This is a genomic window from Streptomyces sp. NPDC046870, from assembly GCF_040704595.1.
In the GTDB taxonomy this organism is placed as follows: domain Bacteria; phylum Actinomycetota; class Actinomycetes; order Streptomycetales; family Streptomycetaceae; genus Streptomyces; species Streptomyces argyrophylli.
Window position 1 is genome coordinate 266,847 of sequence record NZ_JBEYXM010000008.1, and the last position, 20,945, is coordinate 287,791.

A 20,945-nucleotide genomic window follows, 5' to 3' on the forward strand; every position below is an offset into this window, starting at 1 on the left:
CTCAGTGGTGTCCTTCCTGGCCGCGGGTGCACTCGGCCCGCAGCGGGCGGATGCCGTTGAACCCCTGGGTCATGTAGCTGCTGGCGTAGGCGCCGGCGGAGAGGATCCGGACCGGGTCGCCGGAGCGGACGGACCGGGGCACGGGCACCGGGTGGCGGCCGGCGCCGTAGGCGTCGTCGCTGTCGCAGGTGGGTCCGGCGACGATCGCGGGAACGTGCTCCTCCGTCTCCCGCCCGGGGAAGACCAGCGGGTGGGTGACCTGGTCCATCTCGTACAGGCCGTTGTACTTGCCGACGCTCAGGTACAGCCAGCGGGTCCGCCCGCCGTCCGGTTGCGTGCGCTCGGTCAGCCGGACCACGTGGGCGCGGACCACACCGTGATCGGCGACCAGGTGGCGCCCCGGCTCCAGCACGAAGCGCGGCGGTGCGGCGGCCAGCGCGGTCAGGCGTTCCATGCCCTCGCGGAGCACGGTGAAGATCTTGTCCAGCGGCGGGTCGAGGGGATTGCCGCGCAGGTCGAGGTAGCCGAGCGCCGGCAGCCCGCCGCCGAGGTTCACATGGTCGGGCACGATCCCCCGCCCGGCCAGTGCCGTCAGCGTCCCGGCGAGCGTGTCCAGGGCCTGCTGCCAGGCCTCGCCGGTCATCTGCTGGGAGCCGACGTGCACGGACAGGCCGGCCGGGACGAGGCCGGCGGCGCGGGCGGTGTCCAGGATCCGGACGGCGTCGTCCGGAGCGCACCCGAACTTGCGGTTCAGGCCCCACAGGGCGCCGTCCCCGCTGGTGGCGAGACGGCAGAACACGCGGGCGCCGGGCGCGTGCGCGGCTATGGCGGTGACGTCCTCGACGCTGTCGGTGGCGAACGTGCGGACACCCAGGCGGTGGGCCTCGGCGATGTCGTGGTCCGACTTGATGGTGTTGCCGTAGTGGATGCGGTCCGGGTGCGCACCGGCACGCAGTGCCTGTTCGATCTCGGCGGGGCCGGCCGCGTCGAATCCCGCTCCGCGGGCGGCCAGGCTGTGCAGGACCCCGCCGACCGGGCAGGCCTTGAGGGCGAAGCGGATGTGGGTGCCGGGCAGTTCTTCGAGCAGGGCGTCGTATTGGCGCTCTATGCCGGTGAGGTCGTAGAGGAGGCGGTCCGGGGTGCCACGGAGTGCCGTCGTGCGGCTGCCGGTCCCCTGTGGTTGGGCGCGCCGTTCCCCGCGCGCCTTCGGGGCGCTCATGCGCGGGCCGCCCTGATCAGTGCCGGCCAGCATGTGGTCAGGTGGGCGAAGTCCTCGATGTCCCGCTCGGCCTGGTCGAGTAATGCTTCGCGTTCCCTCCAGAGTTGGCCGGCGAAGGCCGCGTACCGGCCGCCCAGTTTGCGGTAGGCGGTGTCGACCCGGTCCAGGCGCCAGATGTTCTCCGTGCGGTCCAGGCCGGTGCTCTCGCGCAGCAAGGCGGTGACCGCCTCGGTCCGCACGTGCTGCCGCTCGTCCAGCAGGCCCGAGCCCCGCGCCGCCATCCGGTCGTACACGTCGTGGAAGTACAGCATCGACAGCAGGAACTTCACGAAGCGGCGCTGGTAGGCGGGGAAGCCGGTGTCCGTGCGGCGTTCGGGGGTGTGGAAGTTCTCGATGTGGCGGTTGTGGAGGATGCCGGGCAGGCCCGCGTCGTGGACGAGGTGGAGGAGGAAGTAGTCGCTGCCGATGGTGTCGGTGGCGGGCGGGAGGGGGACGCGCTCGTACACCGCGCGGTCGAAGGCGACGTTGCACATGTCGACGCGCATCGGGTCCACCAGGGTGAGGGTGGAGTGGTCCCCGGTGAAGGGAGTGGTGCCCGCGCCCGTGAACGACTCCTCGACCAGCGCGCGTCTGCGGTCCTCCGGCCAGTCGCCGGGCGCCCAGAGGCCGACCACGTCGTGGTAGACCGCCTCGTCCAGGCGCCGTATCTCCGCGATGTCCACGGAGAGTTCGCCGATGAAGGACGCTCCGGCCAGCGAGACCGGGCGGTGGGCCAGCGCCGGTTCGAGGTCGGTGCGGGTGACGGCCGCCGCGGCCCCGGCGGCGGGGCGGCCGAGCCAGGGCAGCTCGTGGTGGACGGGGAACACCGGCTGTCCGGCGTGGAGCTGGTAGGTGCTGTCGGAGTCGCGGCGGTGCACCGAGTCGCAGCCGAGGGCGGCGGCCAGCAGGAAGGCGCGGTTGGTGCAGGCGCCGTAGGAGACGGCGGGCGGGAGCATGAGGCGCAGCAGGCGGTCCGGTTCGGGCAGGCCCGCCCTCCGGACGGCCCGGCGCAGGAAGTCCCGCTGGGCCGCCTCGTCGTAGTGGTGGACGGTCACGCCCTGGTGCGGGGGCAGGGCGGCGACCGTGCGGGTGTGCTCGCCGCGGGTGCGGTCGTCGGCGGAGTCCAGGATCAGCAGCTGGACGTCGGCGCCGAAGTGCCGGGCGGCGTGGACGGCCTCGGCGTGCAGGGCGGTGATGGTCGCGGAGCAGGCCCGGTTGGTGGGCAGGGTGAGGCAGACGCGGTTCACCGGGCACCTTCCGCGGCGGCCCAGGAGTCCAGGCCGAGCAGCTTGCGCCCCAGGCCGTTCAGTTCGGCGGGGCCGTAGCGGAGGGCTTCGGGCTCGCGGGCGTCACCGAGCAGGGTGGCGTTCCAGTCGGGGGTGGCGAGGGTGCGCCAGGAGTCCACGCGGGAGTCCCGCAGGGTGGTGTGCTCCTCCAGCGCGGGCATCATCGACAGGTACTGGACGGCTCGGACAGCGTTGTCGGAGAGGTTGGGCGCCACGCCGTGGGCGAGCAGCCCGTTGAAGATCAGCAGGTCGCCGGCCTGAAGGTCGGGGCGGACCACCGGGAACTCGGCGCGGTCGGTGTTCGGGCGGACCGGGTCGCGGCCGGGCGGCTGGGCGACGCGCCACTCCTCGAAGCGGCGGAAGAGTTCCGGCGCGCACTGGAAGCCGCCGAGTTCGGGGCGGGTGTCGGTGAGCGCGATGATCCCCTGCACGCGCTGCGGGAGGACGGCGAGGGTGGTGTCGACGTCCCAGTGCAGCTCGATGTCGAAGCCCTCGTCGGTGGCTTCGATGAGGGAGCGCGAACGGGTGCGTATGTTGGGCGGGTTGAGGTTGAGGCGGTCCAGCGTGACCCACAGTTCCGGGCTGTCCCAGATGTCGACGAAGGCGTCGAAGACGCGCTGGTTCTGCCGGCTGTCCCACAGGAGCTGGTGGTGGTAGGCCTCGACGAAGCCGTAGATGAAGAGGTGCCGGTCGAGTTCGGACCGGAACTCCGGCTCCTCGTACCAGGTGTCGGGGCGGTCGGGGTCGAGCCCCTGGAACTCCCAGGCGAAGTCGAGGAGTTGCTTGGCCTCGCCGGGTGTGATGGCCTCGCGCACGACGACGTAGCCGTACGTCTGCCAGAAGGCGAAGTCCTCCTCGGACAGTACGCGCAGCGGCTGGGTCTTGCGCAGGTCGCGCAGGGGGGTCGGGGCGAGGTAGGTCTCGCCGTCGGCGCTGAAGTAGGGGCGGCCGGTCGCCGCGCGGTGGAGGAAGGGGTGGGGCGTCTGCATGCGATTCCTCTGGAACTGGAACACGAAGTGCGGTGGAGATCCGGGAAAAGAGCAAGAGCGAGCGGGCCGCCCGCTGCGGCGGGCGGCCGGTGAGCGCGTGGGTCAGCCCGCGGCGACCGCTTCGGCCGCCGCCACACCGCAGACGCGGGCGGCGCCGTAGGTGGCGATGTGCAGGGCGCCGCGCGGCGGGGCCTGGGGCAGGCCCATCTCGACCACGACCGTGTCGGGCCGGGCGGCGAGCAGGGTGTCGAGCGCGGAGCGCATCCAGTCGTGCCGGTGCTCGTCGCGGACCACGGCGACGATGCGGCGGCCCTCGGCCGCGGCGAGGACGGCGGCACCGGCGCCCTCGCCGGTGAAGGAGCCGGAGGCGCTGCCGGGCAGTCGCCGCTGGAGTTCGCCGGCGACGCCCCAGGGGGTCCGGTCGCCGACGGCGATGTTCGGCGTGGGGTTGAACTGGGCCACGTACACCGGTGCGGTGACGGGTGCGGCGGCGCCGGCGCGGGTCACGGTCAGCGCACGGCGGGCCGCGACCAGGCCGATCTCCGGGTCGGCCGGGGTCCTGGCGGCGTCACCGCGGGCGGCGACGGTCCAGGCGGCCAGCTCACGGACCCGGGCCGCCGCGTCGGCGAGCCGCTCCTCGGGGAGTTCCCCGGAGCGTACGGCGGCCACCAGGGCGTCCCGGAGCCCCAGCACGGTTCCCTCGTCGCACAGTCCGCCGCCCACGCAGATGGCGTCGGCGCCGGCCGCGATGGCGAGGACCACACCGTGTTCGAGGCCGTAGGTGCCGGAGATGGCGCGCATCTCCATGCCGTCGGTGACGATCAGGCCCTGGTAGCCGAGTTCGCCGCGCAGCAGCTCGGTGAGGACGCGCCGGGACAGGGTGCCGGGGCGGTCCGGGTCGAGCGCCGGCACGAGGATGTGCGCGCTCATGATCGCCCGGGTGCCGGCGGCGATGGCCGCGCGGAACGGAGGCAGTTCGCGTGCGTACAGGGTGTCGGCGTCGACGTCGATGCGGGGTACGGCGTGGTGGGAGTCGACGTTGGTGTCGCCGTGGCCGGGGAAGTGCTTGGTGCAGGCGGCGACGCCGGTGGACTGCAGGCCCTCGACCCAGGCGGCCGTGTGCCGCGCCACCAGCGCGGGGCTCGCGCCGAAGGAGCGCACACCGATGACGGGGTTGTCGGGGTTGGCGTTGACGTCGGCGGAGGGCGCCCAGTCGAAGGTGACGCCGCAGGCAGCCAGGCGTCGGCCCAGCTCGCGGGAGACGGCCCGGGTGAGATCGGGGTCGTCGACGGCGCCGAGGGCGTGGTTGCCGGGGAAGGAGGAGCCGGTGCGCACGTCGAGGCGGGTGACGTCGCCGCTCTCCTCGTCGATGGCGACCAGCAGGTCGTCGCGTTCGGCGCGCAACTGCCCGGTGAGGGCGGTCACTTGTTCCTCGCTGACGACGTTGCGGCCGAACAGGGCGACGGAGGCGAGGCCCTCGCCGATGCGGCGGCGCACCCAGTCGGGCGCGGTGGTGCCGTCGAACCCCGGTTGCAGCACCGCGAGGGCGTCCCGGGTCAGGCCGTCGCCGGCGGCGGAGCCGCTGCCGGACGCGGCGGTGGCGATGGTGGTCATCGGGGGCGTCATCCCTTCACGGCGCCGTCGGTCAGACCGCTGACAGCCTTGCGTTGCAGGAAGATGAAGAGGATCAGGATGGGCAGCGCGAACAGGGACGAGGCGGCCATGGTGGCGCCCCAGTCGTCGCCGAAGGCGGTCTGGAACTGGGACAGCCACAGCGGCAGGGTCTGCTTCTCGATGTCCTTGTTGAGGATCAGGACGAGCGGGAACTCGTTCCAGGCGGTGACGAAGCCGAACAGCGAGGTCGCCATCAGACCGGGCGCGAGCAGCGGGAAGATCACCTTGACGAAGGCCTGGGTGCGGGTGCAGCCGTCGACCATCGCCGACTCCTCCAGCTCCTTGGGCACCGCGGCGACGTAGCCGCGCAGCGTGAGGAGGGTCAGCGGCAGGACCATCATCGTGTAGAAGACGGTGAGCGGGACCAGGCTGTTGAGCATGTCGTTGTCGCGGACGATCAGGTAGATGGCGATGATCATGACCTCCCAGGGGGCCATCTGCGCCAGCATGAACGTCACGATGAGGCCGCGCCGGCCCTTGAACCGCAGCCGGGCCAGGGCGAAGGCGGCGAACAGGGCGATGACGAGCGAGCAGACCACCGACAGGACCGTGACGGTGACGGAGTTGACGACCAGGGTCCAGAAGTGGTCGGCGTCGACGGCCTTCTTGAAGTGCTCGAGGGTGGCGTCGGTCGGGAACCACACCGGGTTCTCGGAGATGATGTCGCCGGTCGGCTTGAAGGCCGTGGCGAACATCCAGTACACGGGGAACACGAAGCCGACGAAGAGGACGACGGCGGTCGCGTTGGGCCAGAAACGGCCGAAGAGCGAGCGCTTCACAGCTCGTCCTCCTCTTGCTTGAGCACCATGCGCAGGTAGTACGAGGTGATGACGAGCAGGACCAGGATGGTCAGGAAGGAGATGGCGGCGCCGACTCCGAAGTGCTGGTTGCCGACGCCCTCGACATAGGCGTAGATCGGCAGGGTCTCGGTGAGGTGGTCGGGGCCGCCCTCGTTCATCGCGAAGATCTGCGGGAACGCCTTGAAGATCCAGATCACTTCGAGGAAGGTCGTGGCGTACAGGAAGGGCCGCAGGAAGGGCAGGGTCACCGAGGTGAAGCTCTTCCAGGCTCCGGCGCCGTCCAGGGAGGCCGCCTCGTACAGCTCGCGGGGGATGGTGGTGGTCGCGGCGTAGAGGTTGATCGCCACGAAGGGTATGGACTGCCAGACGAGGAGCAGGGTGATCACGGCGAAGGTGGAGAACTGGGTCTGGAGCCAGTTGTGGTCGGCCATGGAGTGCCAGCCGAGCTTGTCCAGCACCCAGTTGACGACGCCGAAGCGCTGGGCGAACAGCCACTGGTAGACGGTGGTGGCCGCGATGACCGGCATGGCCCAGGCGAGGACGAGCCCGATCATCAGCAGCAGCCGCATCCTGGCGCCGAGGCGGGCCAGCAGCAGGCCGACCAGGGTGCCGATCACCATGATCAGTGCGACGTTGACGGCGGTGAAGACGACGGAGCGTTCGACGACGCGCCAGAAGTCCCCGCCGCTGAGCACCTCCTGGTAGTTGTCGACGCCGTTCCACTCGGTGAGGTGCTGGATGAGCTGGCGCGGGTTGAGGTTCTGGAACGACAGCAGGCCGTTCTTGACCAGGGGCCAGCCGAGCAGCACCGCCGTGGCCAGCAGCGCGGGCAGCAGGAGCAGGTAGGGGGCGGCGGCTCCGCGCCGGGACGGGGCGCCGCTGGTGCGGCTGTCACCGCGCGGCGGGGCCGGCACCCGGGCCTTGCGGACAGCGGGCTCCCCGGCCGTGTCCGTGCCTTCGGTCTGCACTGACATGAGTTGCCATCTCTTCCGTGGCCGTACGGACGACACTGGTGAGCCGGGGGCGCGAGCGTGGCGCCCCCGGCGCGGTCATCAGTTCTGCTGGGCCAGGCGCTTGTTGATCTCGCCCTCGACCTGCTTGGCGGCGTCCGCCGGGGACTTGCCGTTGAGCACGGCCGTCATGTACGACTTGATCGGGTTCGGGTTGTTCTCCACCGCGCCCCATTCGGGGATCAGCGGGGTGGTGCCACCGACGGCGGCACCGGGGGCGGCGGCCTCGGCGACGGCGTTGCCCTTGAGGTTGGACTCCAGGGCCTGCTTGTTCGGGATGACGCCGTTGAGCTTGGCCAGTTCGCCCTCGTACTGGTCGGACAGGGCGATCTTCAGGAACTCCTTGGCCAGGGCCTGCTTCTTGCTGCCCTGGGCGACGGCGAGGTTGGAGCCGCCGAGGAAGACGCCCTCGGGCTTGTCCGCGGTCTCGCCGGGGATGGTGAAGTAGCCGAGGTCCTTCTCGATGGCCTTGTTGGCCTTGACGGCGGTGCCGGCCTCCCAGCCCATGCCGATGAAGGCGCCGGTCTTGCCCTTGGCGAAGACCTCGGCCTGCTGCGGGGTGGCCTCGTCCTTGTCCTTGGGGGCCTTGGAGTAGGAGGCGTACTTCTTGTAGATCTCCATGGCCTTGGAGACCTTCGGGTCGCCGAGGTTGGAGACGTACTTGTCGCCGTCCTTCTTCACCAGGTCGGCGCCCTGGCCGATGGTCAGGCCGTCGAAGAAGTACCAGTTCTGGCCGGGCAGGTAGATCGGCTCGGCGTCCGTCTTCTTGCCGATGGTCTCCAGGTCCTTGAAGAACTCGTCCCGGGTCTTGGGGGTGTCCTTCAGGCCGGCCTTCGCCCAGATCTTCTTGTTGTAGACGACGACGCGGTTGGCGAAGTACCAGGGGGCCCCGTACTGCTTGCCGTCGTAGACGGAGGACTGCGAGACCGACGGCGTCCAGTCGGCGCCGATCTCCTTCTTCAGGTCGCTCAGGTCGGCGAGGCCGCCGGTGGCCGCGTAGGCCGGGGTCTGGGTGTTGCCGACCTCCAGCACGTCCGGCGGGTTGGACTCGGAGAGGGCGGTGGTGATCTTCTGCTGGATCCCGTCCCACTTCTGCGTCTCGAACTTCAGCTTGGCGCCGGTCTTCTTCTCGAACGCGGCCGTGACGTCCTTGACCCACTGGTCCGGCGTGGAGCCGTCCATCGCCCAGACCGTCAGGGTCTGCCCCTTGAAGCTGTCCGGTCCCGCGTTCTTGCCGCTGTCGTCGCCGTCGTCCCCGCCGCACGCCGACACGGACACCATCATGCCCGCGATCACGATCGCGGCCGCAAGCTTGCGCTTCACGCCACCCTCCTCAGGGATGCCACTAACCCCCCACGCCCTCGGCGGTGACCTGCGTACGACGCTGTTGCACGTAGGGCTCGGGACCTGGCCACTAATGGTGTAGACCAGTACGGTGGAGCTTGGCCTAGACCTTTTGGAGTGTCAAGGGCGGTTCGGAAAGCCGGTCCGGGCCGTTACGAGAAAGTCACCGGAGCGCGTCCGTCCGCATTCGGGCCCTTTCGCCCGGACCGTTCAGTTGGACTAGACCATAGGGCAGTTGGTCGCTATAACGGGAGACCGTCGACACAGCCGGGAAGGCAGGCATGACCACCGACGTCAGCAGCGCCCAGCCCTACAGGGGGGCGTCCGGCCGCACCGCGCGCGTGCCGAAGTACTACCGGATCAAGCAGCAGTTGCTCTCCATGGCCGAGGCGCTGCAGCCCGGTTCGGCCATGCCCGCGGAACGTCTGCTCGCCGTCCGCTTCGACACCTCGCGGACCACCGTCCGGCAGGCCCTCCAGGAACTCGTGGGCGAGGGCCGGCTCGACCGGATCCAGGGCAAGGGCACCTTCGTCGCCCAGCCCAAGCTGTACCGCACGCTGCAACTCACCTCGCACACCGAGGACATGAGGGCCCAGGGGCTCACGCCCGCCTCGCAGGTGCTCGACATCGGGGAGGTCCCGGCGGACGAGAAGCTGGCGGGTCTGCTGGGCATCGGGATCGGCGGGAAGGTGCTGCGCATCGAGCGGCTGCGGCTGGCCAGCGGCGACCCGATGGCGATCGAGACGACCCATCTGTCCGTACGCCGCTTCCCCGGCCTGCGCCGGTCCCTCGCCACGTACCCCTCGCTGTACACGGCGCTCGCCGAGGTGTACGGCGTCCATCTCGCCGAGGCCGACGAGACCATCGAGACCTCGCTGTCGACCCCGCGCGAGGCGCAGTTGCTCGGCACCGACGTGGGGTTGCCGATGCTGTTGCTGTCCCGGCACTCGCGGGACGCGGCGGGCACCCCGGTGGAGTGGGTGCGCTCGGTGTACCGCGGTTCCCGCTACAAGTTCGTGGCCGCCCTGCGCCGGCCGGGCACCCCGGTGGTCCGGCGCAGGGCGGCTCCGCCGGACCCGGACGCGGCCGGCCGCCCCTGAGGCAGAGGACCTGCGGGGAGTCGCGGATCAGCGAACGGGCACGGCCGACGCCTTCGCCTGCGGCTTGCCGAGCGCCTTGACGGCCGACTTGCCCGGCTCGTTGGCGGCCGGCTTGCCCGGCTCCTTCGCCTGCGGCTTGCCCGGCGCCTTCTCGGCCGGCTTGCCCGGCGCCTTCACGGACGACTTGCCCGGCGCCTTCGCCTGCGGCTTGCCCGGCGCCTTCACGGACGACTTCCCCGGCTCCTTCGCGGACGGTGAGCTGGCGTCCTGCCGGGCGAGCTCGATGTCCTGGTGCGACACCGCGTGGAAGGAGGGCAGCACGATGATGCCGGAGGGACGCAGCTCCGTGAGGGTGGCCTCCACCCGCGCCGCACCCGCCTTCAGCGCCTCCGGCGAGGCCTTGCCCGAGTGCTCCCACTGGTGTTCGGCGCCGTCGCACTGGGCGACGCTGCCGCCGATGCCGTGCTGGAGGCCGGGGTCGCCCTGGCTGACCGAGGAGCTGACGAGAACCGGGCCGGTGCCGCCGGTGCAGCGGTAGGTGCCGGAGAGCGTCACCGTGCCGTCGGACGCGATCCGGCCGACGGGGTCGACGGTGATCAGCTCGGAGGGATCGGCGGCCGCCTGGCCGACGGCGGCGCACAGCAGGACGGTGGCGCCGAGGACCGTGGCGACGACGGGGCGCAGGGGCATGGGATACCTCCGGGTTCCAGGGGGTCGAGGGCTTCCACTGGTACCCGCAGGTCGGCTCGGCGGGCGTGACCGTCACTCCTTCGGTGGCGCGTCATGGCACCGTCCGGTCCGGTCGCCGCAGGCGCGGCAGCGATCGCCCCTGCCCCGCTACGGCAGGACGGCGAACCCGTCCAGTTCCACCAGCGCCCGCTCGTCCCACAGGCGCACGACCTCCACGACGGCCATCGCCGGGTAGTCGCGGCCCGCCGACTCCCGCCAGATGCGGCCGAGTTGCCGCGCGTGGGCGCGGTACGCGGCGACGTCCGTGGCGTAGACGGTGACCCGGGCGAGGTCGGCGGGGGTGCCGCCGGCCGCGCGCAGGGCGCCGAGGAGGTTGCCGAGGGCCCTGGCGAACTGCTCGGGCAGCGAGTCGCCGGTGATCTTGCCGTCGGCGTCCAGGGCGGTCTGCCCGGCGAGGAACACCACGCGGGTGCCGGCCGCGACGACGGCGTGCGAGAAGCCCGTGGGCGGGGACAGCTCGGGCGGGTTGACGCGCTCGGTCGTCACCGTGCCTCCTTCTGCGCCGTGGCGTACAGCTCCTTGGCGATGATGCCGCGCTGGACCTCGCTGGCGCCCTCGTAGATGCGGGGGGCGCGCACCTCCCGGTAGAGGTGTTCGAGGAGGTGGCCGCGGCGCAGGGCGCGGGCGCCGTGCAGCTGGACGGCGGTGTCGACGACGTACTGCGCGGTCTCGGTGGCGAGCAGTTTGGCCATCGCGGCCCGCCGGGGCACGTCGTCGGCTCCGCCGTCGTGGGCCGCCGCGGCCGCGTACACCATGAGCCGGGCCGCCTCGGTGCGCAGGGCCATCTCGGCGACCTGGTGGGACACGGCCTGGAGGTCCATCAGTCTGCCGTGGAAGGCCTCGCGCCGGCTGGTGTGGGCGACGGTGGCGTCCAGCGCGGCCTGGGCCATGCCGACCGCGAAGGCGCCGACGCTGGGGCGGAAGAGGTTGAGGGTGCCCATGGCGACGGCGAAGCCGCGGTCGGGCTCGCCGAGCAGATCGGCGGCGGTGACCGGCACGGCGTCGAAGCGCAGGGCGCCGATGGGGTGCGGCGAGATCATCTCCAGCGGCTCGCCGGTGAGTCCGGGCCGGTCGGCGGGGACGAGGAAGGCGGTCACCCCGCGGGCGCCGGCGCCTGGCGTGGTGCGGGCGAAGACGGTGTAGAAGTCGGCCTCGGGGGCGTTGGAGATCCAGCACTTGGCGCCGGTGAGCCGCCAGCCGTCGCCGTCGGGCTCGGCCGCGAGGGCGAGCGCCGCCGCGTCCGAGCCGGCGCCGGGCTCGCTGAGCGCGAAGGCGGCGACCGCGCTGCCGTCGGCGACGCGGGGCAGCCAGCGCTCCCGCTGGGCCGGGCTGCCGTGGGCGTGCACCGGGTGGGCGCCGAGCCCCTGCAGGGCGAGGGCGGTCTCGGCCTCGGTGCAGGCCTGGGCCAGGGACTCCCGCATCAGGCACAGCTCCAGGGCACCGGAGCCGAACAGCCGCGCGAGCAGGCCGAGCCGGCCGAGTTCGGTGAGGAGCGGCCGGTTGACGCGGCCGGGTTCGCCTCGGTCGGCGAGCGGGCGCAGCCGCTCGGCGGCCAGCTCCCGCAGCTCGGCACACCAGGCGGTCTGCTCCGGTCCGAGTGAGAATGCGGACACAGCCGGTCCTCCCTCCGGGACGGGCCCGTGGCCGTCCCCACGCCCTTCCCTACCCATCTCCCGACGTTATCGCGCACAGTTGACTGTCGTCACCGACACGATACGCTGAGGGTCCCCCCTCTCCGGGGGAGCGCGAGCCCACCAGGAAGCCCGATCGGGCATCCGCCTTGGATGTCCCGGACCTCTGTCACGGCAAGGGGGCGGACCGCCATGCATCGCTCGGCCCACGTCGACACCTTCGCGCGCGACCATCTGCCCCCGCCGCACGAGTGGCCCGAGCTGCGGTTCGACCTGCCGGAGCTGCGGTACCCCGACCGGCTCAACTGCGCCGCCGAACTCCTGGACCACGCCGATCCGGCCCGCCCGGTCTTCCACACCCCGGACGGCCCCACCTGGACCTACGGGGAGCTGCGCGCGCGGGTCGACCGGATCGCGCACGTCCTCACCGACGCCCTGGGCGTGGTCCCGGGCAACCGGGTGCTGCTGCGCGGCCCGACCACGCCCTGGCTCGCCGCCTGCTGGCTGGCGGTGCTGAAGGCGGGCGGGGTCGCGGTCACCGTGCTGGCCCAGCAGCGCCCGCACGAGCTGGCGACCCTGTGCGACATCGCCCGGGTGGGGCACGCGCTGTGCGACGTCCGGGTGGTGGACGACCTGGCGAAGGCCGCGATACCCGGGCTGCGGATCACGACGTACGGCGGTGACACCCCCGACGACCTCCTGCGCCGGCCGGCCCCCGCCGGCCCCTACCGGGCGGTCGACACCGCCTCCGACGACGTCGCCCTGATCGCGTTCACCTCCGGCACGACGGGTCGCCCGAAAGGGTGCATGCACTTCCACCGGGACGTGCTGGCGACAGCCGACACCTTCTCCCGGCACGTGGTGCGGCCCCACGGGGACGACGTCTTCACCGGCAGTCCCCCGCTGGGCTTCACCTTCGGCCTCGGCGGACTGGTCGTCTTCCCGCTGCGGGCCGGCGCCAGCGCCCTGCTCCTCGAACAGGCGGGCCCGCGCCAGCTGCTCCCCGCGATAGCCGAGCACCGTGTCTCGGTCCTGTTCACCGCGCCCACCGCCTACCGCACCATGCTGGACGAGCTGGACACGTACGACGTCTCCTCCCTGCGGCGCTGCGTGTCGGCCGGCGAGAACCTGCCGACGGCCACCTGGCGGGCCTGGCACGAGCGCACGGGCCTGCGCCTCATCAACGGCATCGGCGCCACGGAACTGCTGCACATCTTCGTCTCCGCCGCCGACGAGCTGATCCGGCCCGGCACCACGGGCCTGCCGGTGCCGGGCTGGCAGGCGCGCGTCCAGGACGCCGACGGCCGGCCCGTGCCGGACGGCGAGCCCGGACTGCTGGCCGTGCGCGGCCCGGTCGGCTGCCGCTACCTGGCCGACCCCCGGCAGCGGGACTACGTCCGGGGCGGCTGGAACGTCACCGGCGACACCTACGTCCGCGAGGCCGACGGCTACTTCCGCTACGTGTCCCGCGCCGACGACATGATCATCTCCGCCGGGTACAACATCGCGGGCCCGGAGGTGGAGGAGGCGCTGCTGCGCCATCCGGACGTGACCGAGACGGCGGTCGTCGGGCGGCCCGACGAGGCCCGCGGCCAGGTGGCGATCGCCTACACGGTGCTGCGCGCCGGCGCCCCGCGCGACCCGTCGGCGCTGCGCGCGTTCCTCACCTCCCAGCTGGCGCCCTACAAGTGCCCGCGCGAGTTCGTCTTCCTCGACGCGCTGCCCCGCACGGCCACCGGCAAGTTGCAGCGGTTCCGGCTGCGCACCGGAGGTGACCAGCAGTGATGCCGACGACCTAAAATGATCAACGTGTCCGAGCAACACGCCCCCAGGTCCCTCATCGTCACGCTCTACGGCGCGTACGGCCGCTTCATGCCCGGCCCGGTGCCCGTCGCCGAGCTGATCCGGCTCCTGGCCGCGGTCGGCGTGGACGCCCCCTCCGTGCGTTCCTCGGTGTCCCGGCTCAAACGCCGCGGTCTGCTGTCGCCGGCCCGCACGCAGTCCGGCGCGGCGGCGTACGAGCTCTCCCCCGAGGCGCGGCAGTTGCTGGAGGACGGTGACCGGCGCATCTACGCCGGGGCGCCCGTCGCGGACGAGGGCTGGGTGCTCGCGGTGTTCTCGGTCCCGGAGTCGGAGCGGCAGAAACGCCACGTGCTGCGTTCCCGGCTGGCCGGACTGGGCTTCGGCACCGCGGCCCCGGGGGTGTGGATCGCCCCCGCCCGGCTGTACGAGGAGACGGAGCACACCCTGCGGCGGCTGCGCCTGGACGCGTACGTGGACTTCTTCCGCGGTGAGCACCTGGGCTTCGCGGCCACGGCCGAGGCGGTGGGCCGCTGGTGGGACCTGGCCGCGATCGCCAAGGAGCACGAGCGTTTCCTGGACGCGCACGAGCCCGTGCTCCAGTCCTGGGAGCGCCGGCCGGACACCCCGCCCCAGGAGGCGTACCACGACTACCTCCTGGTCCTGGACTCCTGGCGCCACCTCCCCTACACCGACCCGGGCCTGCCCACCCGCCTCCTCCCGGCGAACTGGCCGGGCGTCCGCTCGGCCCGGGTCTTCCACCGCCTCCACGAACGGCTCCGCGACGCGGGAGCGGAGTTCGCGGGGCTGTGACGTCCGGCCCTCGCGAGGGGACCGGCCCGGTGGTGTCAGCCGCCGAGCGAGAGCCGGGGGCGTGGGGCGTCCGTGCGGCCGGTGCGGGGGCGGCGGCTGCCCGCTCGGTAGGGGGCGGGCCAGGGTGCGGCGGGGCCGTCGTAGCCCTGTTCGGCCGCCGCGTGCAGGGTCCAGTGCGGGTCGTACAGGTGCGGCCGGGCCAGCGCGCACAGGTCGGCGCGGCCCGCCAGGATCAGCGAGTTGACGTCGTCCCACGAGGAGATCGCGCCGACCGCGATCACCGGGACGCGGACCTCGTGCCGGATCCGGTCGGCGAACGGCGTCTGGTACGACCGCCCGAACTCGGGCCGTTCCTCGGCCACCACCTGCCCGGTCGAGACGTCGATGGCGTCGGCGCCGTGCGCGACGAAGGCGCGGGCGATCTCGACGGCGTCCTCGGCGGTCGTCCCGCCCTCGGCCCAGTCGGTCGCCGAGATCCGGACCGTCATCGGCCGCTCGGCCGGCCACACCGTGCGGACGGCGTCGAAGACCTCCAGCGGGAACCGCAGCCGCCCCTCCAGGGAACCGCCGTAGGCGTCGGTGCGGTGGTTGGTGAGCGGGGAGAGGAAACCGGAGAGCAGATAGCCGTGGGCGCAGTGCAGTTCGAGCAGGTCGAAGCCGGCCCGGGCGGCCCGCCAGGCGGCCGCCGCGAACTGCTCGCGGATGTCGGTGAGCTGGGCGCGGGAGAGCTGGCGCGGGATCTGGCTGCCCGGCTTGTACGGCAGCGGGGACGGGGCGACGACGGGCCAGTTGCCGCTGGGCAGCGGCTCGTCCATGCCCTCCCACATCAGCTTCGTGGAGCCCTTGCGTCCGGAGTGCCCGAGCTGTACGCCGATCGCGGCGCCCGGTGCCTGGCGGTGCACGAAGTCGGTGACGCGCCGCCACGCCTCGGCCTGCCGGCCGGTGTAGAGGCCGGCGCAGCCGGGGGTGATCCGGCCCTCCTCGCTGACGCACGCCATCTCGGTCATCACGAGGCCGGCCCCGCCGAGGGCCCGAGCGCCCAGGTGGACGAGGTGGAAGTCACCGGGGACCCCGTCGGTGGCGCGGTACATGTCCATGGGTGACACGACGACCCGGTTGCGCAGGGTCAGGCCGCGCAGCCGGAACGGCGTGAACATCGGGGGCGTGCCGGGCGGGCAGCCGAACTCGCGCTCCACGGCCCCGGTGAAGCGGGCGTCGCGCAGCCGGAGGTTGTCGTGGGTGACCCGGCGGCTGCGGGTGAGCAGGTTGAAGGCGAACTGCCGGGGCGGCTGGCCGAGGTACAGCCGCAGGTTCTCGAACCACTCCAGGCTGGCCCGGGCGGCCCGCTGCGTGGAGGCGACGACGGGCTTGCGCTCCTCCTCGTAGGCCGCCAGCGCTCCGGGCACGTCCGGCTGTTCCGACAGGCAGGCGGCCAGCGCGAGGGCGTCCTCGACGGCGAGCTTGGTGCCGGAGCCGATGGAGAAGTGGGCGGTGTGGGCGGCGTCGCCGAGGAGGACGACGTTGCCGTGCGACCAGCGTTCGTTGACCACGGTACGGAACGTGGTCCAGGCCGACGTGCCCGAGCGCAGGGGGCGTCCGCCGAGCGCGTCGGCGAAGATCTTGGCACAGCGTTCGACGGACTCCTGGGGGGTGAGTTCGTCGTACCCCGCCGCGCGCCAGACCTCCTCGCGCATCTCGACGATGACGGTGGAGGCACCGGCCCCGTAGGGGTAGCCGTGCAGTTGCATCACGCCGTGTTCGGTCTCGGCGATCTCGAAGCGGAAGGCGTCGAGGGCGAAGTCGGCGGCGAGCCAGATGTAACGGCAGTGGTGTTCGGTCACCTGGGGACGGAACACATCGGAAAGGGTCTCGCGGGTGGTGCTGTGCACACCGTCGGCGGCGATGACGAGGTCGTGGTCCTGCGAGAGCCGGTCGACGGGCGGCGCCGGCGTGGAGAACCGCAGCTCCACGCCCAGCGAGCGGCAGCGCGTCTGGAGGATCTCCAGCAGCCGGTGCCGGCCCAGCGCGGCGAACCCGTGGCCGCCGGAGCGGTGGCGTGTGCCGCGGCGCACTATGTCGATGTCGTCCCAGCGCACGAACTCGCGTCGCAGGGCCTCGTGGACGACGGGGTCGGCGTGCTCGATGCCGCCGAGGGTCTCGTCGGAGAGGACCACGCCGAAGCCGAAGGTCTCGCCGGGGGCGTTGCGTTCCCAGACGGTGACGTCACGGGCGGGGTCGAGGCGTTTCAGCAGGGCCGCGGCGTAGAGCCCGCCGGGGCCTCCGCCGATGATCGCCACGCGCACCGGACCTCACCTCCCCCGCCACTTCGGCGGGCGCTTCTCCGTGAAGGCCGCGTGGAACTCCGCGTAGTCCTCGCCGTTCATCAGCAGGGCCTGGGTCGAGGCGTCCAGTTCCACCGCCGCCGCCAGGGGCATGTCCAGCTCGGCGGTGAGCAGCGCCTTGGTCTGGGCGTGGGCGAGGGCCGGGCCGTCGGCGAGGCGGCGGGCCAGCCCGGCGGCCGTCTCGTCCGCCCGGCCCTCCGGCGCCAGCTCACTGATCAGGCCGATGCGCTCGGCCTCGGGGGCCCGCACCGGCTCGCCCAGCATCAGCAGGCGGGTGGCGTGGCCGAGGCCGACGACCCGGGGCAGCAGATAGGCCGCGCCCATGTCGCCGCCGGACAGGCCGACCCGGGTGAAGAGGAAGGCGAAGCGGGCCGAGGGGTCGGCGATCCGGAAGTCGGCCGCCAGGGCGAGGACCGCGCCCGCGCCGGCCGCCACGCCGTGCACCGCCGCGATCACCGGGAACGGGCACTCGCGGATCGCCCGGACGACCTGGCCGGTCATCCGGTTGAAGTCGAGCAGCTCGGCCGTGTCCATGGCCAGCGTGGCGCCGATGATCTCGTCCACGTCGCCGCCGGAGCAGAAGCCGCGGCCCTCCCCCGCCAGGACCAGGGCGCGCACCGAGCGCTCCCGGGACAGCTCGGCGAGCAGGTCGCGCAGGTCGGCGTAGGCGCCGAAGGTGAGCGCGTTGAGTTTCTCGCGGCGGGCGAGGGTGACGGTGGCCACCCCGTCGGCGATCTCGACCCGCAGGTGGGCCCAGTCGGCGGTGCGGGTGGCGGAGCCGGTGAAGGGACTCATGACGTGCGGCCTCCTAGCGCGGCGGTGCCGTACGTTGCTCTGTCCCATGAAGTTATCACTTGTTTGTGACTGTCGTCACCATGGCGCGACAAGCCTTCGGCGCGCCGGTCACCGGTCGTCGACAGGGCCGTAACAGTGCGGACGCGCGGGGGAGGCGGGCCGTTCACCCGGGTAGACCGCCTGGTGCCGGGGCCAGGGGGGTCCCGGGCGAAGCCCGGCGACGGCCTCGGACGGCCGGGCCCGTACCATTTCCTACAGTCGAAAGCAGGACAGCCTGCTCCATGAACGGACTCGCCTTGCACGAACGCCCCGCCGAATCGGCCTCCTGGCGCATCGCGCTGCCGCACACCGCGGCCGCGGTGCCCGTGGCGCGTGCCCTGGTGCGCTCGGCCCTCACCGAGGTGGAGCACGTGGCCGACTGCGACACGGCGGAGCTGCTCACGGCCGAACTGGTGGCCAACGCGGTGGAGCACACCGCCGGGCGCGGCCCGATAGAGCTGGTGGTGGAGCTGGCGCCGACCGGTTGCCAGGTCGAGGTGCACGACCCGGACCCGGCCCCGCCCGGGCACCTGACCCGGCCCGTGATCGAGGAGCCCGACGTCTGGCAGGAGGGCGGGCGCGGGCTGCTGCTGATCCGCGCCCTCAGCTCGTCCTGCGGGCACCGCCCCACCCCCTCGGGCAAGGCGGTGTGGTTCAGACTGCCTGTGATTCCCGCTCAGCGCCGGCCGGCGTGACCTCGGCGGCCGGTCGCGCCAGCGTGGAGTGCCGGCGGCCGTAGACGCCGTAGACCAGCAGGCCCACCGCGAGGAACACGGCGAACTGGAGCCAGGTCCGCCAGCCCGTCTCGTACATCAGGTACAGGCAGAAGGCGACGCCGAGCAGGGGGGCCACCGGGTAGAGCGGCACCCGGAAACTGCGGGCGAGGCCCGGTTCGCGGCGGCGCAGGGCGATCACCACGATGTTGACGACGGCCATGATGGCGAGCGTGCCGATGGTGCACAGGTTCATCACGGCGTCGAGGGAGGCGAAGGCCGCCGGGAGCGCGAAGACGACCGCGACGATCAGGGTGCCGGCGACCGGCGTGGAGGTCCTCGGGCTGACCTTCTCGAAGACGCGCGGGATCAGGCCGTCCCGGGACATCGACATCAGGATGCGGGTCTGGCCGTACATCACGGCGAGGACGACGGAGGCGATGGCGACGACCGCGCCGAAGGCGATGACACCGCCGCCGACGGTGGAGCCGGTGACCTCGTTGACGACGTAGGAGAGGGCGGCGGGGCGGCCGGCGACCTGGCCACCGCCGACGGCGCCGATCGCCGCGAGCGCGACCGCGCAGTACAGCAGCGTCACCAGACCCATGCACACCATGATCGCGACCGGGATGTCCCGGCGGGGGTTCTTCGCCTCCTCGCCGGCGGTGGTGATCGCGTCGAAGCCGATGTAGGAGAAGAACGCGGCGGTGGTGCCCGCTCCGATGCCGCCGAGCCCGGCCGGGGAGAACGGCGTGAGGTTGCCGTGCTTGAAGGCGCTGTAGCCGATGGCGCAGAAGGCGAGGAGGATCGCGAGCTTCACGGCGGCCATGGCGGCGGTGGCGCGGGCGCTCTCGCGCACCCCGCGCACCAGCAGCACGGAGGCCATGGCGATGACGAGCACGGCGGGGAGGTTGACCAGGCCGCCGTCGCCGGGGCCGGCGGACAGGGCGGCCGGGAGCTGCAGGCCGGTGAGGCTGTGCAGCAGTTCGTTGACGTACTCGCTCCAGCCGACCGCGACGGCCGAGATGGAGATGCCGTACTCCAGCAGCAGGCACCAGCCGACCAGGAAGGCGGTGGACTCGCCGAGGCCGGCGTAGGCGAAGGAGTACGAGGAGCCGGAGACCGGGATGGCGCCACCCAGCTCCGCGAAGGAGAAGGCGGTGAACACGCAGGTCAGCGCGGCGAGGACGAAGGAGACGACGACGGCCGGACCGGCCTGTGCGACGGAGTCGGAGAGGCCGACGAAGATGCCGGTGCCGACGATCGCGCCGACGCCGAAGCAGATGAGCTGGAAGAGGCCCATGGTGCGCTTCAGGCCGTGTCCCTCGCGGTCGGCTCCGGATTCGGCGACGAGCAGGTGCGGGGACTTGATACGGGGAGCGGGCATGCGGGTGGTGCTCGTTTCTGGTGGTGCGGGCGCCCGGCGTAGGGGCGCGGCGTCGGCCCCGAGAAGGGGTGGCTCGGGGCCGCCGGTCAGGATAAGGCCTGGTGAGGCGGGTCAGGCAAGGGTTTCACGGCCGAGTGTGGCGACCAGCACCGCCTTGATGGTGTGCAGGCGGTTCTCGGCCTCGTCGAAGACGATCGAGTGGGCGGACTCGAAGACCTCGTCCGTCACCTCCAGCGACGCCAGGCCGTGGGTCTCGTGGATCTGCTGCCCCACGGTGGTGCCGAGGTCGTGGAAGGCCGGCAGGCAGTGCAGGAACCGCACGTCCGGGTTGCCGGTGGCGTGGAGCACGTCCATCGTCACGGCGTAGGGGGCGAGGGCCGCGATCCGCTCGTCCCACACGTCCTTGGGCTCGCCCATCGAGACCCAGACGTCGGTGGCGACGAAGTCCGCGCCCAGGACGCCCTCGCCGATGTCCTCCGTCAGGGTGACGCGGGCACCGCTGGTCCCGGCGAGCGCGCGGGCACGGTCGACGATCTCCGGGGCGGGCCAGTAGGACTTGGGGGCGACGATCCGTACGTCCATGCCGAGCAGGGCGCCGGTGACCAGGTAGGAGTTGCCCATGTTGAAGCGGGCGTCGCCGAGGTAGGCGAAGGCGATCTTCCGCAGCGGCTTGGCACTGTGCTCGGTCATGGTGAGCACGTCGGCGAGCATCTGGGTGGGGTGCCAGTCGTCGGTGAGCCCGTTGTAGACGGGCACGCCGGCGTACGCGGCCAGTTCCTCGATCTTGGCCTGGCTGTCGCCGCGGTACTGGATGCCGTCGAACATCCGGCCCAGCACGCGCGCCGTGTCCTTGACCGACTCCTTGTGCCCGATCTGCGAGCCCGAGGGGTCGAGGTAGGTCGTGTGGGCGCCCTGGTCGGCGGCGGCGACCTCGAACGCGCAGCGGGTGCGCGTCGAGGTCTTCTCGAAGATCAGCGCGATGTTCCTGCCCCGCAGGTACCGTGTCTCGGTCCCGGCCTTCCTGGCGGCCTTCAGCTCGGCCGCCAGCTCGACCAGGCCGCGGAACTCCTCCTCGGTGAAGTCCAGCTCCTTGAGGAAGTGGCGGCCGGCGAGGGCGGTCGGGACTGTCGCCATGGGGGGCGCTCCAGAAGTACGACTACAGGTGACTCTGTAAGTCTATACGACCCTTCACATTTCTATGCGATGTGTCGTCC

The 20,945-nt window shown here is 72.3% G+C and carries 18 protein-coding genes; 4 read left to right on the plus strand and 14 right to left on the minus strand.

Annotation, left to right across the window (positions count from 1 at the left end; all coding sequences use genetic code 11):
* Position 1: 1 nt before the first annotated feature.
* The 7 genes from AB0946_RS20325 to AB0946_RS20355 all read right to left on the minus strand — a co-directional run bounded on the left by AB0946_RS20325 (position 2) and on the right by AB0946_RS20355 (position 8,340).
* Entirely contained in the window at positions 2-1,219 is a 1,218-nt protein-coding gene (locus AB0946_RS20325; protein WP_366762009.1) for a type III PLP-dependent enzyme, read from the minus strand.
* Positions 1,216-2,505 carry a DUF6271 family protein gene (locus AB0946_RS20330; protein ID WP_366762010.1) on the minus strand — a complete coding sequence of 430 codons (1,290 nt, stop codon included), beginning with the start codon at positions 2,503-2,505 and terminating at the stop codon, positions 1,216-1,218. Before AB0946_RS20330 ends, AB0946_RS20325 begins: the two co-directional genes overlap by 4 nt.
* Positions 2,502-3,533: a phytanoyl-CoA dioxygenase family protein gene (locus AB0946_RS20335; protein WP_366762011.1), complete on the minus strand. Its 1,032-nt coding sequence runs from the start codon at positions 3,531-3,533 to the stop codon at positions 2,502-2,504. The genes AB0946_RS20330 and AB0946_RS20335 overlap by 4 nt, the downstream gene beginning before the upstream one ends.
* Positions 3,534-3,635: 102 nt before the next feature.
* Complete coding sequence (locus AB0946_RS20340) at positions 3,636-5,147, minus strand: glycoside hydrolase family 3 protein (RefSeq protein ID WP_366762012.1); 1,512 nt, start codon at positions 5,145-5,147, stop codon at positions 3,636-3,638.
* A gap of 8 nt (positions 5,148-5,155) precedes the next feature.
* On the minus strand, positions 5,156-5,986 hold the full coding sequence (locus AB0946_RS20345; protein WP_366762013.1) for a carbohydrate ABC transporter permease: 831 nt from the start codon (positions 5,984-5,986) through the stop codon (positions 5,156-5,158).
* Positions 5,983-6,981, minus strand: coding sequence for a sugar ABC transporter permease (locus tag AB0946_RS20350; RefSeq protein WP_366762014.1), 999 nt, complete (start codon positions 6,979-6,981; stop codon positions 5,983-5,985). The genes AB0946_RS20345 and AB0946_RS20350 overlap by 4 nt, the downstream gene beginning before the upstream one ends.
* A 78-nt stretch (positions 6,982-7,059) precedes the next feature.
* Positions 7,060-8,340: an extracellular solute-binding protein gene (locus AB0946_RS20355; protein WP_366762015.1), complete on the minus strand. Its 1,281-nt coding sequence runs from the start codon at positions 8,338-8,340 to the stop codon at positions 7,060-7,062.
* 302 nt (positions 8,341-8,642) lie between these two features.
* Here AB0946_RS20355 and AB0946_RS20360 point away from each other — a divergent pair, with 302 nt between their 5' ends.
* Positions 8,643-9,461: a GntR family transcriptional regulator gene (locus AB0946_RS20360; protein ID WP_366762016.1), complete on the plus strand. Its 819-nt coding sequence runs from the start codon at positions 8,643-8,645 to the stop codon at positions 9,459-9,461.
* A gap of 27 nt (positions 9,462-9,488) precedes the next feature.
* Here the strand turns inward: AB0946_RS20360 and AB0946_RS20365 are convergent, their stop codons facing one another.
* From AB0946_RS20365 to AB0946_RS20375, 3 genes are all read right to left on the minus strand, one after another.
* On the minus strand, positions 9,489-10,151 hold the full coding sequence (locus AB0946_RS20365; protein WP_366762017.1) for a DUF6299 family protein: 663 nt from the start codon (positions 10,149-10,151) through the stop codon (positions 9,489-9,491).
* Positions 10,152-10,298: 147 nt separating this feature from the next.
* Entirely contained in the window at positions 10,299-10,697 is a 399-nt protein-coding gene (locus AB0946_RS20370; protein ID WP_366762018.1) for a RidA family protein, read from the minus strand.
* The gene (locus tag AB0946_RS20375) at positions 10,694-11,824 is read right to left on the minus strand and encodes an acyl-CoA dehydrogenase family protein (RefSeq protein WP_366762019.1); all 1,131 of its coding nucleotides are present in this window, start codon (positions 11,822-11,824) and stop codon (positions 10,694-10,696) included. Before AB0946_RS20375 ends, AB0946_RS20370 begins: the two co-directional genes overlap by 4 nt.
* 210 nt (positions 11,825-12,034) lie before the next feature.
* Here AB0946_RS20375 and AB0946_RS20380 point away from each other — a divergent pair, with 210 nt between their 5' ends.
* Both AB0946_RS20380 and AB0946_RS20385 read left to right on the plus strand, forming a co-directional pair.
* Positions 12,035-13,627, plus strand: a complete 1,593-nt coding sequence (locus AB0946_RS20380; protein ID WP_366762020.1) for an AMP-binding protein — start codon at positions 12,035-12,037, stop codon at positions 13,625-13,627.
* 15 nt (positions 13,628-13,642) lie between these two features.
* Complete coding sequence (locus AB0946_RS20385) at positions 13,643-14,455, plus strand: PaaX family transcriptional regulator C-terminal domain-containing protein (RefSeq protein WP_366762021.1); 813 nt, start codon at positions 13,643-13,645, stop codon at positions 14,453-14,455.
* A 35-nt stretch (positions 14,456-14,490) separates the two neighbouring features.
* Here the strand turns inward: AB0946_RS20385 and AB0946_RS20390 are convergent, their stop codons facing one another.
* Positions 14,491-16,758 (minus strand): bifunctional salicylyl-CoA 5-hydroxylase/oxidoreductase, encoded by a 2,268-nt coding sequence (locus AB0946_RS20390; protein WP_366762022.1) that lies wholly within the window; start codon positions 16,756-16,758, stop codon positions 14,491-14,493.
* Positions 16,759-16,764: 6 nt separating this feature from the next.
* On the minus strand, positions 16,765-17,592 hold the full coding sequence (locus tag AB0946_RS20395; protein ID WP_366762023.1) for an enoyl-CoA hydratase family protein: 828 nt from the start codon (positions 17,590-17,592) through the stop codon (positions 16,765-16,767).
* A 281-nt stretch (positions 17,593-17,873) separates the two neighbouring features.
* Between AB0946_RS20395 and AB0946_RS20400 the strand changes: the two genes are divergently transcribed.
* Positions 17,874-18,326 (plus strand): ATP-binding protein, encoded by a 453-nt coding sequence (locus AB0946_RS20400; RefSeq protein ID WP_171151951.1) that lies wholly within the window; start codon positions 17,874-17,876, stop codon positions 18,324-18,326.
* On the opposite strand, the gene AB0946_RS20405 is transcribed toward AB0946_RS20400, so the two are convergent.
* Together AB0946_RS20405 and argF are read right to left on the minus strand one after the other, a co-directional pair.
* Positions 18,286-19,731, minus strand: a complete 1,446-nt coding sequence (locus AB0946_RS20405) for an amino acid permease (protein ID WP_366762024.1) — start codon at positions 19,729-19,731, stop codon at positions 18,286-18,288. The genes AB0946_RS20400 and AB0946_RS20405 overlap by 41 nt on opposite strands.
* 111 nt (positions 19,732-19,842) lie before the next feature.
* Complete coding sequence (argF, locus tag AB0946_RS20410; protein ID WP_366762025.1) at positions 19,843-20,865, minus strand: ornithine carbamoyltransferase; 1,023 nt, start codon at positions 20,863-20,865, stop codon at positions 19,843-19,845.
* Positions 20,866-20,945 lie beyond the last annotated feature (80 nt).

Bases quoted from the DNA above. Each gene is read 5' to 3' on its own strand.
- AB0946_RS20325 (WP_366762009.1), bottom strand. From the start codon at position 1,219: ATGAGCGCCCCGAAGGCGCGCGGGGAACGGCGCGCCCAACCACAGGGG.
- AB0946_RS20335 (WP_366762011.1), bottom strand. From the start codon at position 3,533: ATGCAGACGCCCCACCCCTTCCTCCACCGCGCGGCGACCGGCCGCCCC.
- AB0946_RS20340 (WP_366762012.1), bottom strand. From the start codon at position 5,147: ATGACCACCATCGCCACCGCCGCGTCCGGCAGCGGCTCCGCCGCCGGC.
- AB0946_RS20350 (WP_366762014.1), bottom strand. From the start codon at position 6,981: ATGTCAGTGCAGACCGAAGGCACGGACACGGCCGGGGAGCCCGCTGTC.
- AB0946_RS20360 (WP_366762016.1), top strand. From the start codon at position 8,643: ATGACCACCGACGTCAGCAGCGCCCAGCCCTACAGGGGGGCGTCCGGC.
- AB0946_RS20365 (WP_366762017.1), bottom strand. From the start codon at position 10,151: ATGCCCCTGCGCCCCGTCGTCGCCACGGTCCTCGGCGCCACCGTCCTG.
- AB0946_RS20380 (WP_366762020.1), top strand. From the start codon at position 12,035: ATGCATCGCTCGGCCCACGTCGACACCTTCGCGCGCGACCATCTGCCC.
- AB0946_RS20385 (WP_366762021.1), top strand. From the start codon at position 13,643: ATGATCAACGTGTCCGAGCAACACGCCCCCAGGTCCCTCATCGTCACG.
- AB0946_RS20395 (WP_366762023.1), bottom strand. From the start codon at position 17,592: ATGAGTCCCTTCACCGGCTCCGCCACCCGCACCGCCGACTGGGCCCAC.
- AB0946_RS20400 (WP_171151951.1), top strand. From the start codon at position 17,874: ATGAACGGACTCGCCTTGCACGAACGCCCCGCCGAATCGGCCTCCTGG.
- AB0946_RS20405 (WP_366762024.1), bottom strand. From the start codon at position 19,731: ATGCCCGCTCCCCGTATCAAGTCCCCGCACCTGCTCGTCGCCGAATCC.
- argF (WP_366762025.1), bottom strand. From the start codon at position 20,865: ATGGCGACAGTCCCGACCGCCCTCGCCGGCCGCCACTTCCTCAAGGAG.